Here is a 12,194-nt window from a genome sequence, read left to right on the forward strand (position 1 = left end):
GCGGCCGACTCGTTCCCTGTTATTGAATGGTTAACGATGCGGCAGATATGGTTAACGGCCGGTTAATTCTCCGTGGGGTTATGCGGCTGGGTCGGGCAGGAGCGGGCCGCTCTCGTGTCCCGGACGCGCTGCAACGCGTCAGCGTTGCTGCGCAGGCCGGGACGCAGAAGGTGGCACGGGAAGATGCGGAGAGATGGGCCCCGGACGCGGCGCACCGCTACGCGCTGCGCCGCGTCCGGGGCACCAGCGAATGGCGCAGCTGTTTCCCCATCGCTGTTGCGAGCGCAGCGCCCCCTACTTCTTCACCTTGCTCGCATCCATCTTGATGGCGGGATCCAGCATCTTGGTCGTGAACGCCGTCGTCACGTCGAACGGCTTCTCCATGCCGAGATAAGTCTGGACCAGGTCATAGTCCTTCTTCATCCGCTCGCCGTCGATCCACCCAAGACCCTTGGTCGTCGTGAACTCGTCGGTCATCAGGAACTTGATGCGCTCCCACTGGCGCTCCTGGTTCGCCTGGTCGAGACCGGAGACATGGTCGAGCAGCGCCTTCAGGCACGGCGCGACGTCGGCAACGCAGGCCGCAAAGGCCTTTTGCGTGACACGCACGAAGTCCTCGACGACCTTCGGGTTCTTCTGCAGATAAGCGCCGTTGACGATCAGCGAATTGCCGTAGGGATTGAGCCCGATGTCCTTCCAGTTGACGTAGCCGAGGTCCTGGCCGAACTCGATCACCTTGAGGTCGTGCTCGTTGTAGAAGTCGCTGATGATGTCGACGGTGTGGCTCTTCAGTGCCGCGATCTTCGCGGTCGGTCCGACATTGACAAAGCCGACGGCGTCCGGCGCGATGCCGGCGGCCTTGGCGAAGGCCGGCCACATCACGCGCGAGGCGTCCCCAGGCGGATTGCCGATCTTGTGGCCGGCAAAATCCTTCACGCCGTTCACGCCGTAGCTCTTCAGCCAGTAGAACGTCTGCCCGGTGTTGGCATAGACGCTCATCACCGCGACGGTGTCGGCGCCCTTGCTCTTGGCCACCAGCATGGTGGCGAGATCGGCGACGCCGAACGGCGAGCCGCCGGAGCCGACCTTGGCGGCGGAGACGGCCGAGCCCTTGCCGGTCTCGATGGTGAGGTCGATGCCCGCCTTCTCGTACCAGCCTTGCGCCTTGGCATAATAATACGGCGCGTGATCGGCCGTCGGCGTCCAGTTGAGGATCAGGTTCACCGCCTCGCCCGCGCTCGCCGGCACCGCCGGCAAACCGAGCATCAGGGCCACAACAGCCGCCTGCAAACGCTTCATCGCATCTCTCCTCATTGCCAGCGACCCGGCTTGTCGCTCTCCCCGTGTGAGGATACCAATGCAACAAGCCCGCCCTCCACTTGTCAACTGTTTGGTTGGAAATGCCCGCAAAACGATCTGGCGACACCGTGCCGCAGCGCCGCGACCCCGTCGCCACCCGCAAAAAACTGCTCACCGCGGCGCGGCTGGAATTTGCCCGGCACGGATTTGCGGGTGCCCGCGTCGACGAGATCGCCGAGCGCGCAGGCGTCAACAAACAGCTGGTCTACCACTATTTCGGCGACAAGGACGCGCTCTACCTCGCCGTGCTCGAATGGGTCTATGAAGACATCCGCGAGCAGGAGCGCCGGCTCAATCTCGAGGGCCTGCCGCCGGAGAAGGCGATCCGCAAGCTGATCGAGGCTTCGTTCGACCACCTGGCCGCAAACCCTGATTTCATCGTGCTTTTGAACGACGAGAACCGCGGCGGCGCCCGCCACGTCCGCGGCTCGACCCGGCTGGAAGCGATGCACTCCCCGCTAGTAAAGAGCGTGTCCCACATTCTCAACGAGGGGGTGCGCGCGGGCGTGTTCCGCAAGGGCATCGATCCCGTCCAGCTCTATATCTCCATCGCGGGCCTCAGCTATTTCTTCTTCTCCAACACGCCGACGCTGTCGGCGATCTTCGGCAAGGACCTGTCGAGCCGCACCGCACGGCGCGCCCGCCGCCGCCATGTCGCCGACCTGGTGCTGCAGTCGCTCCGGCCCTAATCAACCAACTGGTTGAAACTTTCGCCGAGGAGGGTTAGGCTTTCGACCAGCGGCATCGCCGCCGCGCCAACAGGGAGCAATCGGTGGCAGGAGACAGCGCACGGGCCTCGCGCAGCTTTGCGATCATCCTGATCGTGCACCTCGCCGTGCTCGTGCTCTGGCAGGTCGCGGTCGACGCCTTCCACGTGCCGAAATTCATTCTGCCCTCCCCGCTCGCGACAATCCAGACGCTGGGAACCGCGAACTACGCCTGGGGCGCCAACACGCTGGTGACGGCGATCGAGATCCTCGGCGGCTTCGCGCTCGGCGCATTCGTCGGGGTCGCGCTCGCCGCGATCTTCAGCTGGGCGCCGCTGCTCAGCATGGCTTTGCTGCCGCTGTTCGTGACGCTGAACATGATCCCGAAGGTCGCGCTCGGCCCGCTCTTCATCGTCTGGTTCTCCTACGGCATCATCCCGAACATCCTGATCGCCTTCAGCATCTGCTTCTTTCCGATCCTGCTCACCACCGCGCGCGGCCTGCGCGAGGTCGAGCCTGACCTGCTCGACCTCGTCAAATCGCTGCGCGGCTCGCGTTGGACGCTGTTCCGCAAGATCCAGCTGCCGGGATCGCTGCCTTACGTATTCTCCGGCATGAAGGTCGGCGCCATCCTCGCGGTCGCCGGCGCCATCGTCGGCGAGTTCATCGCCTCCGAGCGCGGGCTCGGCTACCTCATGATCCAGGTGCAGTCCTCGCTCGACACGCCCGCGATGGTGATGGCCGTCGTGCTGCTGACCGTGCTCGGCGTCGCTCTCTACGGCCTGGTCCTCGTCCTCGAACGCATGTTCGTCGTCGGCGACGCCAGACAAAACTAACGAAGGACCGACCATGCTGCTCACCCGCGAGACCCTGCCGAAGACGATTCCCGATATCGCGGCGCTCGACGATCTCCTCTGCCGTCCGACGCAAGCGCTGATCGACGACCTCGCCAAGGTCGAGGGCGACATCATGATCCTCGGCGTCGGCGGCAAGATGGGTCCGACGCTGGCGGGACTTGCGAAGGCGGCCGCTCCCGATCGCCGCGTCATTGGCGTCGCCCGCTTCAGCGAGGCCGGCGTGAAGGAATGGCTGCACGCGCGCGGCGTCGAAACCATCAATTGCGATCTGATGGACGAAAGCGCCATTCAGACGCTGCCCAAGGCGCCGAACATCGTCTTCATGGCAGGCCGCAAGTTCGGCGCCGAGGGTGATCTGTCGCTGACCTGGGCGATGAACGCGCATGTGCCGGCGCTGGTCGCGCAGGCCTTTCCGTCGTCGCGCATCGTGGCGTTCTCGACCGGCTGCATCTATCCTTTCGTGCCCGTCGACGGCAAAGGCTCGACCGAGGAGATGGCGCCGAACCCGCCCGGCGAATACGCCCAGTCCTGCGTCGGCCGCGAACGGATGTTCGAATATTTCTCGCGCAAGTTTTCGACGCCCGGCCGGCTGTTCCGCCTCAACTACGCGATCGACATGCGCTACGGCGTGCTGCACGACATCGCGACGAAAGTGCTGACGGGTGCGCCGATCGACGTCAGCCTGGGCCACGTCAACTTCATCTGGCAGGGCGACGCCTCCGCGCAGGCGCTGCGCTGCCTCGCCCATTGCACCGCGCCAACCTCGCCGATCAATGTCAGCGGCCACGAGATTTTGGCGGTGCGTGATCTCGCGGCAAAATTCGGCGCGAGGTTCGGCCGCGCGCCGGTGCTTGTCGGCGAGGAGCAGCCGACGGCATGGCTGACCGACACCTCGAAGGCCGTGGACCTGTTCGGCCTGCCGGTCGTGGACACCGAGCAGCTGATCGCCTGGACCGCCGATTGGGTCTCGCGGGCCATGCCGAGCCTCGGCAAGCCCACCAAATACGAGGTCCGCGATGGCCGTTACTGACGCCCCGCACATCGTCCGGCTCGGCGTCGACGACGCGATCGCGGGGCTGGCGTTGTCGACGGAAGCGCACTGGAACCAGACCGATGAGGACTGGCGCATCTTCCTGCGCGACGGAATCGTGTTCGGCATTCGCGACGGCATGCGGCTGGTCGCCACGGCCGCCCTGCTGCCCTATTCCGGCAACAACGCCTGGATCAGCATGGTGCTGGTATCAGGCACGCATCGCCGCCGTGGGTTTGCCACGCACCTCGTCGATAGTTGCCTGGAGACGGCGCGCCAGAACGGCCTGACCAGCTGGCTCGACGCCACACCCGACGGCGCCGCCGTCTACGGACCACTGGGGTTCACGCCGACGCTGCAATTGCGCCGCCTGAAGCTGGCGAATCCTGCGCCGGCCGAAACGCCGCCATCGTCATCCGCGACCATCGAAGCGCTTCGTACGCGGGACTTGCGGGCCACCGGTTTCGACCGGACCGCGCTGCTCGAAGCCTTCGCACAGCGTTCCGGCTCGCGCATCGTCGGCGCGAACGGCGCCATCGCGCTGGTGCGCGACGGCCGCACCGCCCGCCATGTCGGCCCGTTGTTGGCCGACGATGCGCCGGCAGCGCTGGGCCTGGTCGACGCGATCGCGGGATCCGAGGCCGGTCCGCTGCTGCTCGACGCTGTCGCCTCGCAAAGGACGTTTCTGGAAGGCCTGACGGCATCCGGCTGGACCATCGAACGGCCGTTCCAGCGCATGCGGTTCGGCCCCGCCACCACTGCCGGTGAAGAAATGCCATTCGCCGTCGCCGGCCCGGAATTCGGATAGGACATCATGCACCACAGCCAGATCAATGCCGACATCCGCAAGCTGATTGCCGAGGGCACCGTAATGCCGGCGCATCCCCTCGCGCTCACCGCCGAGCGCCAGCTCGACGAAACGCGTCAGCGCGCGCTGACGCGCTACTACATCGACGCCGGCTCCGGCGGCCTTGCGGTCGGTGTCCACACCACGCAGTTCGCCATCCGCGAGGTCGGGCTCTATCGGCCCGTGCTCGAGCTTGCCGCCGAGACCGCGGCCAACTGGACCAAGCGTCCGCTGGCGATGGTCGCAGGCCTCGCCGGCCCGACCACGCAGGCCGTTGCCGAGGCCCGTACCGCGCGGGACATCGGCTATCATGCGGGCCTCCTCAGTCTTGCCGCGATGAAGAACGCCTCCGAGGACGAGATCATCGCGCACTGCACGGCGGTCGCCGCCGAGATTCCGCTGGTCGGCTTTTATCTCCAGCCGGCCGTCGGCGGCGTCATCGTGTCGAGCCGGTTCTGGCAGCGCTTCGCCTCGATCGACAACGTCATCGCGATCAAGATCGCCCCGTTCAACCGCTATCGCACCCTCGACGTCCTGCGCGGCGTCGCAGCCGCAGGTGCGCTCGACCGCGTCGCGCTCTACACCGGCAATGACGACCACATCCTGCTTGACCTGATGTTGCCGTTCGATCTGCGCGACAAAGGCGTGACGACGCGCACGTACTTCAAGGGCGGACTGCTCGGCCATTGGTCGGTGTGGACAGCGAGTGCGATCAAGCAGTTCGAACGCTGCAAGGCGGCACGGCACAAGGACAGCGTGCCGGCCGACCTGCTGGCCCTCGATGCCCGCGTCACCGACTGCAACAGCGCCTTCTTCGACGTCGCCAACAATTTTCACGGCTGCATCGCCGGCTGCCACGAAGTGCTGCGGCGCCAGGGCCTCATGCGGGGCCTGTGGTGCCTCGATCCGGACGAGGGCCTCAGCCCCGGTCAGAAGGAGGAGATCGACCGCGTCTACCGCGAGCATGCCGACCTCAGCGACGATGCCTTCGTCGCCGCCCATTTGAGCAAATGGCTGGCATGAGTTCAGAACCCTTCATCAGCCTGCGAGGCGTCCGCAAGGTTTATCGCAGCGGCGGCGCTGAATTTTTGGCAGTCTCCGACGTCACCATGGACGTGCAGGAGGGTGAGCTGGTCTCGCTGGTCGGGCCGTCCGGCTGCGGCAAGACCACGGTAATGAAGATCCTGGCCGGCCTGCACGGCGCCGACGGCGGTACGGTGAAGATCGGCAACGCCGAAAGCCCGTTCGATCCGACCCGCGACATCGGCATGGTGTTCCAGCAAGCGCTGCTGCTGAAATGGCGCACCATCCTGGACAACGTGCTGCTGCCGGCCGAGATCGTCGGCCTGCCGATGAAGGCCGCGCGCGAACGCGCGCGCGACCTGCTCAACCTGGTGGGCCTCTCAGGCTTCGAGCAGAAATATCCGCGAGAACTCTCCGGCGGCATGCAGCAACGCACCGCGATCGCGCGCGCCTTCATCCACGATCCAAAACTGATCCTGATGGACGAGCCGTTCGGCGCGCTGGACGCCCTGACGCGCGAGCAGATGAACCTGGAGATGCTGCGGATCTGGCGCGAGAGCGGCAAGACCATCATCTTCGTCACGCACTCGATCCAGGAAGCGGTATTCCTGTCGTCACACTGCGCGGTGCTGACGGCGGGACCTGCGAAGATGGCCGACTACTTCCCGATCGACCTGCCCTTCCCGCGTGACCTTCCGCTCAAGACGACCGATGCGTTCGGTGTCTATGCGCGGCGGATTTATGCGAAACTGGGGTTGGGGACGGCGTAATTCAACACACGATAGATCTCGTAGGGTGGGCAAAGCGCAGCGTGCCCACCATGACGAGTCAAGCAAGTAGTGGTGGGCACGGCGCAAATGCGCCTTTGCCCACCCTACAAGAGCGCGGCGCAATCGCAGAGCCGCGCCCTCTCGCCGTCAGCTCTTGTTGCGCATCTTGCTGAGCAGATAGTTGTCGTAAAAATTCTCCGCGATCTGCGTATAGAACAGCAGCTCCTTCATATACGCGTCGTGGCTTTCCTTGGTCCGCTTGAACAGGTCGCTCTTGGCGGCGAGTTCGTTCAGATGGTCCTGGGTCGCGTTGTAGCAGGCCTCCAGCACCGGCTGCGGGAACGCCTTCAGCTCCGCGCCGTTGGCGATCAGCCGTTTCAGCGCCGCCGGATTCACGCTGTCGTACTTCTCGAGCATCCAGGCGCCGGCCGCCGCGCCCGCCTGGTTGACGATCGCCTGGTACTGCTTGGGCAGCGAGGCCCATTTCTCGTCGTTGACGATCATGTGCAGCATCGCGCCGCCTTCCCACCAGCCGGGGAAATAATAGTATTTGGCGACCTTCTGGAAGCCGAGCTTCTCGTCGTCATAGGGGCCGACGAACTCGACCGCGTCGATCGTGCCCTTCTCCAGCGCCGGATAGATATCGCCGCCCGCGATTTGCTGCGGCACGACGCCGAGCCGTGCCAGCACATGGCCGCCCATGCCGGCGATGCGGAATTTGAGGCCCTTGAGATCGTCGACGGTCTTGATCTCCTTACGGAACCAGCCGCCCATTTGGGTGCCGGAATTGCCGCAGAGGATGGCGTGCGCCTTGAACGGCTTGAGCGCTTCGTTGGTGAGATCGGCGCCGCCGCCGAAGTGCCACCACGATTCCTGATGGCGATGATTCATGCCGAACGGGGCGCCGGTGGCATAGGCCAGCGCCGGCTCCTTGCCGATGTAGAAATAGAGCGGGGTCTGCGCCATCTCTACCGAGGCGGTGCTGACGGCATCGAGCGCCTGCAAGCCCGGAACGATCTCGCCGGCGCCGAAGGTCTGGATCTGGAATTTGTTGTCGGTGGCCTCGGCGACGTATTTCGCGAAGGTCTGCGCCGTGCCGTAGATGGTGTCGAGCGACTTCGGGAAGCTCGAGGTCAGGCGCCATTTGATCTCGGGCGCGCTCTGCGCGATCGCAGGTGCAGCAACCAGCGTCGTCGCGCCGGCAACTGCGCCGCCCTTGAGAAATGTACGGCGTTTCATGATGGGTCTCTCCCTGAACTAAATTTCAAACATATGGGCTTGCAGCGACGATCTTCGCGGATCGTTTGCCCGTTCCCGTCGTGGAGTTCAAGATGCGCGAGGAGAAGGCTCTGGCCGGTAGCCCGCATGACGCAGCGCGCTCCACCCCGGGCTACGAGACCGTGAGCAGACGAGCTTCAGAGCAGCCTGGCGCTGACGAACAGCGCGCGCACGGCGTTGGTTGCCTGCACCGCCAGCATCGCGTTACCGGCCGCACCTTCCAGAGCCTCGACGGCGTCCTCGTGCAGGGAGCGGAATTCCATCCATTCGACCGACTTGAAGTTGGTGAGGAATTGATAGGCCTGCCCGACGGTCGCTATCGCCAACGTGTCACCGTTCAGCTTGATCTTGAACGTCGTGCGCAGCGGGGTCTCGGAACTTGATGGATCACTCATGGGCTGCTTCTGGACGATGGCGGCTTAACGAAGGGGAAACGGCAGCCCCGCCGCAGCAGGCGACTATCAGGAGTCAGTGCTGGCGCGCTGCGAGGCGGTCGCCGATCCGCTCAGGCTCGGCACCACGACAAGACGGTTGAACTCGCCATTGTCCCAGGCCTTGAGGAAACGATCATAATCCTTGATCGAGACGCAGCCGTTGGAATCGCCGCGCGGGCCCAGCATGTAATTGTGGGTGAGAAGGCCGACGCGGCCGAGTGCGCTGGTGCCCTCGGTCGGCGTCAGGCGCAAAGCGCGGACACCGTGGAACAGCTTTTCGCGCGGCTTCAGGTCGTAGATCGCGGGCGGAGTCGCACCGACCATGCGCTGATCGACATGATCGGGGTCGTCCATCAGCGCGCCCATGCCGGAATGGGCCTCCAGCGCGACGCCGCTCGGCAAGTAAAGCGCCTTGGCCTTGATGTCATAGACCGCCGTCCGCGAATCGTAGCCAAGGGCGGCCAGGTCCGGCGCCTTGCCGAACAGGCCGTCGCCGGGCGTCAGCGAGGCGAGCCTGATCTTGTCGGTGAATTTTTCGAACAAGTTGCGGTTGTCGACCCTGGGGTTGGTCTCCGCGTACGCTTGGCTCGACGCAATCTGGGCGGAGAGGTCCGCCTGCGCCGGGCGCGAGCGCGGCATGGGCACCGCGTCGGCGTGCTGCGTACCGGGCCTGGTCTCATCAACCATGTGCCGGTCGTCATCGGTCAGGGTCGAGCGCCAATCGTCGCCCTGGAGCTTCTGGGCGAGCATCGCCTTGGCGTCGCGGAGCTTGAGTTGGACCGCACTCAGGGCGGAACGCTCCATCGTCCGCAGGCCGAGCTCGCGGGCCGGCGGATTGCCGGACGCCGACGCGAAACGGTCCTCGAAAGACGGGCTATTGGCCGGCGGCAGTGCAGCAGTGACCAGCGAGGTCGTATCGCCGATATCGGCGACCCAGGCAGCAGCCCCCAGTGCCAGCGCGACGGCAGCCAAAGACAGCAATATCGTCTCCGCTCGCCCCATACGGCGGCGCGGCAACAGCCTCTCGGCGCTTGCGCGGTCGGAAACCATCAGATCCCCAAAACGACCCCCGGGGGGCCCAACCCCCACCCGGCGACTCTATACCAGCTATCACATTGGGAGCCAAAAGTTAGGCATAATCGCGGCCGGCAAGGGTGCGACAAGGCACCTTGAGGTATCTAATGACCGATCTTTTCGATCTAGAGCGCTTTCTCCGGGCCCAGGATCCGGTCTACCGCAACGTTCTGGAGGAGCTGACCCGGGGCCGGAAGCAGACTCACTGGATGTGGTTTGTCTTTCCGCAGGTCGCCGGACTCGGGTCCAGCGCCATGTCGCAGCGCTACGCCATCGGCTCCCGCGCGGAGGCTAAGGCCTATCTCGCCCATTCCTTGCTCGGGACGCGCCTGATCGAATGTACCAGGCTCGTGCTCGCGGTTCAGGGCCGGAGCATCAACGCGATCCTCGGCGCCCCGGATGACGCCAAATTCCGCTCGTCGATGACGCTGTTCGGCGCGGTGTCCAACGAGCCCGTGTTCGGCGAGGCGCTCGCCCGCTATTTCGCAGGCGAGCGCGACGCCGTGACGCTGGAGATCCTTGCTACCCTTGGTCGCTAGGCCAGGCCCGCACCCGCGGACCCCGGCAGCGTAAACCCCCGATTAATACGGGTCTGTCAATTTCCGGAGAATATCTTTCTCCCCTCCCGCGCCAATTGCCGGACAGATCATGAAAATCGGAACGCTCCTGACCACCGCCATCGTCTCGCTCTCGACCGTCGGCGGCGGCCTCGCCGTCTACGTCGCCGTGACCAAGTACCAGACCATGGAGCGGATCACCGAAGCCCAGGGGCGGCTGGCAATCGTCCGCGCGGCCAGCGACATCCCGCGCTACCTCAACCCCGAACGCGGCTTTTCCACCAACATCCTCTACGGCCCTGCCACCATCGATCCGGCACAGCTCGCCGAGCAGGACAAGCTGCGCAAGCAGACCGACGGCGCCCGCGACAGGATGAATGCCCTGCGCAAGGAGCTGCCCGGATCGTTCGACGACGGCAACACCATCGGCAGCAACATCGACGGCATCAATGCGAAATTCACCGCGCTCCGCGCGGCCATCGACAAGGCGCTCGCGGGACCGGCCGAGGCACGCAAGGACGCGGCCAAGAAGATCGTCGCCGAGAACGCTGTGCTCAACGGCGGCGTGACCGCGCTGCTCAACGAGCAGGTCCGCCGCATGGCGATCCTCAACGGCGACGCCTACCGGCAGGCCAGCTACGCCAACACCGCCATGACGCTGCGCGACGTCGGCGGTTTCAACTCCAGCCTTCATAAGAATCTCGTCGGCGGCAAGAAGCCGGCGACCGACACCGAGAAGGCCGACATCGGCCGCTCGCAGGGTCGCAACGACCAGCTCGTGATGGCGCTGCTGGAATTACGCGGCAATCCGGCAACCCCGGCGAACGTCGCTAGCGCGCTGGAGAAGTTCAGCTCGATCTATGTCGAGGAGTTCGGCCGCGAGCTCAAGCTCGTCAAGGACGGTGCGATCAGCGGCAAGTACGAACACGACATGGAGACCTATTACGCCGCCACGCAGCGCGGCCTCAGCACCATCATCGAGGTCCGTGACGCGTTCTACGACAATGCCGAGCAGATCCTCGCCGGCGCGTCCTCCGCCGCGCGCATGAGCTTCACCATCGCGCTGCTCGGCCTTGCTGCCGTGTTGATCGCGAGCGCCGGCCTCATCGTGATGGTTCGCCGCCGCGTCTGCGCGCCGATCGTCAACCTGACCAGCCGGATGTCGCGGCTCGCCGAGGGCGAGGTTGCGGACAGCATCCCGGGCGCCGAGCGCTCCGACGAGATCGGGGCGATGGCCGCGGCCGTCCAGGTCTTCAAGGACAACATGATCCGGGCCGACCGGCTCGCGGCCGAGAAGCAGGCCGAGAACGACGGCAAGATGCGCCGCGCGCAGGCGCTCGACGAACTCACCCGCGCGTTCGAGGCCAAGGTCACCGAGCTCGTCGGCGGCCTGTCGAACGCGTCCTCGACCATGGAAAGCACGGCACAGTCGATGACCTCGACGGCGGCCCAGACCAACAGCCAGGCCGCGGTCGTCGCCACAGCCTCCGAGCAGACCTCGACCAACGTGCAGACCGTCGCCAGCGCCACCGAAGAGCTGACCTCCTCGATCTCCGAGATCGGCCGTCAGGTCGCACAATCCACCGAGATCGCGGCCCGCGCGGTCGAGAACGCCCGCCGCACCGGCGACACTGCGCGCACCCTCGCCGAGGGCGCGCAAAAGATCGGCGACGTCGTCACCCTGATCCAGAGCATAGCCGAGCAGACCAACCTGCTCGCGCTGAACGCGACTATCGAGGCCGCCCGCGCCGGCGAGGCCGGCCGCGGCTTTGCCGTGGTCGCCTCCGAGGTGAAATCGCTGGCGGGCCAGACCGCCAAGGCCACCACCGAAATCTCCGAGCAGATCACGGCGATCCAGACCGCGAGCGACGAGACCGTGGCCGCGATCCGCAACGTCGCCGACGTCATCGGCGAGATCGACCAGATCGGCACCGCGATCGCCGCGGCGATCGAGCAACAGGGCTCGGCGACCAAGGAGATCTCCCGCAGCGTCCAGGAGGCCGCCCGCGGCACCCAGGAGGTCAACACCAACATCGCAGGCGTGCAGCGTGCCGCCGACGACACCGGAGCTGCTGCCAGGGACGTGCTCGGCGCGGCCGAGCAGCTTTCGACGCAATCGCGCGATCTCGCCGGACAGTTCGACCGCTTCCTCGGCGAGGTCAGGGCGGCGTAAGGCGCCCTTTTCGCTGCGGCCAGAGGCCGGAGGGCGGAAAGGCCCGGGCGAGCACCTGCGCAGCCATCGCCAGGCGAACCAAGCG

The 12,194-nt window shown here is 65.6% G+C and carries 12 protein-coding genes; 8 read left to right on the forward strand and 4 right to left on the reverse strand.

Translation table 11 applies throughout. The features are described from left to right. Positions 1-294 precede the first annotated feature (294 nt). Complete coding sequence (locus IVB24_RS23790) at positions 295-1,299, reverse strand: ABC transporter substrate-binding protein (RefSeq protein ID WP_247769247.1); 1,005 nt, start codon at positions 1,297-1,299, stop codon at positions 295-297. Positions 1,300-1,400: 101 nt separating this feature from the next. Here IVB24_RS23790 and IVB24_RS23795 point away from each other — a divergent pair, with 101 nt between their 5' ends. The 6 genes from IVB24_RS23795 to IVB24_RS23820 all read left to right on the forward strand — a co-directional run bounded on the left by IVB24_RS23795 (position 1,401) and on the right by IVB24_RS23820 (position 6,593). Next, positions 1,401-2,048, forward strand: coding sequence for a TetR/AcrR family transcriptional regulator (locus IVB24_RS23795; RefSeq protein WP_094974420.1), 648 nt, complete (start codon positions 1,401-1,403; stop codon positions 2,046-2,048). A gap of 83 nt (positions 2,049-2,131) precedes the next feature. Next, a complete protein-coding gene (locus tag IVB24_RS23800; RefSeq protein WP_247769248.1) occupies positions 2,132-2,902 on the forward strand; it encodes an ABC transporter permease in 771 nt (256 codons plus the stop codon). Between the two features lie 13 nt (positions 2,903-2,915). Further along, on the forward strand, positions 2,916-3,953 hold the full coding sequence (locus tag IVB24_RS23805) for an NAD(P)-dependent oxidoreductase (protein WP_247769249.1): 1,038 nt from the start codon (positions 2,916-2,918) through the stop codon (positions 3,951-3,953). Beyond that, complete coding sequence (locus IVB24_RS23810; RefSeq protein WP_247769250.1) at positions 3,940-4,761, forward strand: GNAT family N-acetyltransferase; 822 nt, start codon at positions 3,940-3,942, stop codon at positions 4,759-4,761. Before IVB24_RS23805 ends, IVB24_RS23810 begins: the two co-directional genes overlap by 14 nt. Before the next feature lie 6 nt (positions 4,762-4,767). Next, entirely contained in the window at positions 4,768-5,823 is a 1,056-nt protein-coding gene (locus tag IVB24_RS23815; RefSeq protein WP_247769251.1) for a dihydrodipicolinate synthase family protein, read from the forward strand. Beyond that, a complete protein-coding gene (locus IVB24_RS23820; RefSeq protein WP_094974425.1) occupies positions 5,811-6,593 on the forward strand; it encodes an ABC transporter ATP-binding protein in 783 nt (260 codons plus the stop codon). The genes IVB24_RS23815 and IVB24_RS23820 overlap by 13 nt, the downstream gene beginning before the upstream one ends. Positions 6,594-6,740: 147 nt before the next feature. Here IVB24_RS23820 and IVB24_RS23825 read toward each other — a convergent pair whose 3' ends face one another. The 3 genes from IVB24_RS23825 to IVB24_RS23835 form a co-directional block, all read right to left on the reverse strand. Next, on the reverse strand, positions 6,741-7,832 hold the full coding sequence (locus tag IVB24_RS23825) for a substrate-binding domain-containing protein (protein ID WP_094974426.1): 1,092 nt from the start codon (positions 7,830-7,832) through the stop codon (positions 6,741-6,743). Positions 7,833-8,008: 176 nt separating this feature from the next. Then, complete coding sequence (locus IVB24_RS23830; protein ID WP_094974427.1) at positions 8,009-8,266, reverse strand: hypothetical protein; 258 nt, start codon at positions 8,264-8,266, stop codon at positions 8,009-8,011. A gap of 66 nt (positions 8,267-8,332) precedes the next feature. Beyond that, entirely contained in the window at positions 8,333-9,286 is a 954-nt protein-coding gene (locus IVB24_RS23835) for a DUF2778 domain-containing protein (protein WP_247769252.1), read from the reverse strand. Between the two features lie 200 nt (positions 9,287-9,486). Here IVB24_RS23835 and IVB24_RS23840 point away from each other — a divergent pair, with 200 nt between their 5' ends. Together IVB24_RS23840 and IVB24_RS23845 are read left to right on the forward strand one after the other, a co-directional pair. Next, complete coding sequence (locus IVB24_RS23840; protein WP_094974429.1) at positions 9,487-9,918, forward strand: DUF1810 domain-containing protein; 432 nt, start codon at positions 9,487-9,489, stop codon at positions 9,916-9,918. 109 nt (positions 9,919-10,027) lie between these two features. Beyond that, positions 10,028-12,109, forward strand: a complete 2,082-nt coding sequence (locus tag IVB24_RS23845; RefSeq protein WP_247769253.1) for a HAMP domain-containing methyl-accepting chemotaxis protein — start codon at positions 10,028-10,030, stop codon at positions 12,107-12,109. Positions 12,110-12,194: the final 85 nt, after the last annotated feature.

The sequence above is a fragment of the Bradyrhizobium sp. 192 genome, assembly GCF_023100965.1.
GTDB lineage: Bacteria > Pseudomonadota > Alphaproteobacteria > Rhizobiales > Xanthobacteraceae > Bradyrhizobium > Bradyrhizobium symbiodeficiens.

Bases quoted from the DNA above. Each gene is read 5' to 3' on its own strand.
- IVB24_RS23830 (WP_094974427.1), bottom strand. From the start codon at position 8,266: ATGAGTGATCCATCAAGTTCCGAGACCCCGCTGCGCACGACGTTCAAG.
- IVB24_RS23820 (WP_094974425.1), top strand. From the start codon at position 5,811: ATGGCTGGCATGAGTTCAGAACCCTTCATCAGCCTGCGAGGCGTCCGC.
- IVB24_RS23795 (WP_094974420.1), top strand. From the start codon at position 1,401: ATGCCCGCAAAACGATCTGGCGACACCGTGCCGCAGCGCCGCGACCCC.
- IVB24_RS23825 (WP_094974426.1), bottom strand. From the start codon at position 7,832: ATGAAACGCCGTACATTTCTCAAGGGCGGCGCAGTTGCCGGCGCGACG.
- IVB24_RS23810 (WP_247769250.1), top strand. From the start codon at position 3,940: ATGGCCGTTACTGACGCCCCGCACATCGTCCGGCTCGGCGTCGACGAC.
- IVB24_RS23790 (WP_247769247.1), bottom strand. From the start codon at position 1,299: ATGAAGCGTTTGCAGGCGGCTGTTGTGGCCCTGATGCTCGGTTTGCCG.
- IVB24_RS23845 (WP_247769253.1), top strand. From the start codon at position 10,028: ATGAAAATCGGAACGCTCCTGACCACCGCCATCGTCTCGCTCTCGACC.
- IVB24_RS23840 (WP_094974429.1), top strand. From the start codon at position 9,487: ATGACCGATCTTTTCGATCTAGAGCGCTTTCTCCGGGCCCAGGATCCG.
- IVB24_RS23805 (WP_247769249.1), top strand. From the start codon at position 2,916: ATGCTGCTCACCCGCGAGACCCTGCCGAAGACGATTCCCGATATCGCG.
- IVB24_RS23815 (WP_247769251.1), top strand. From the start codon at position 4,768: ATGCACCACAGCCAGATCAATGCCGACATCCGCAAGCTGATTGCCGAG.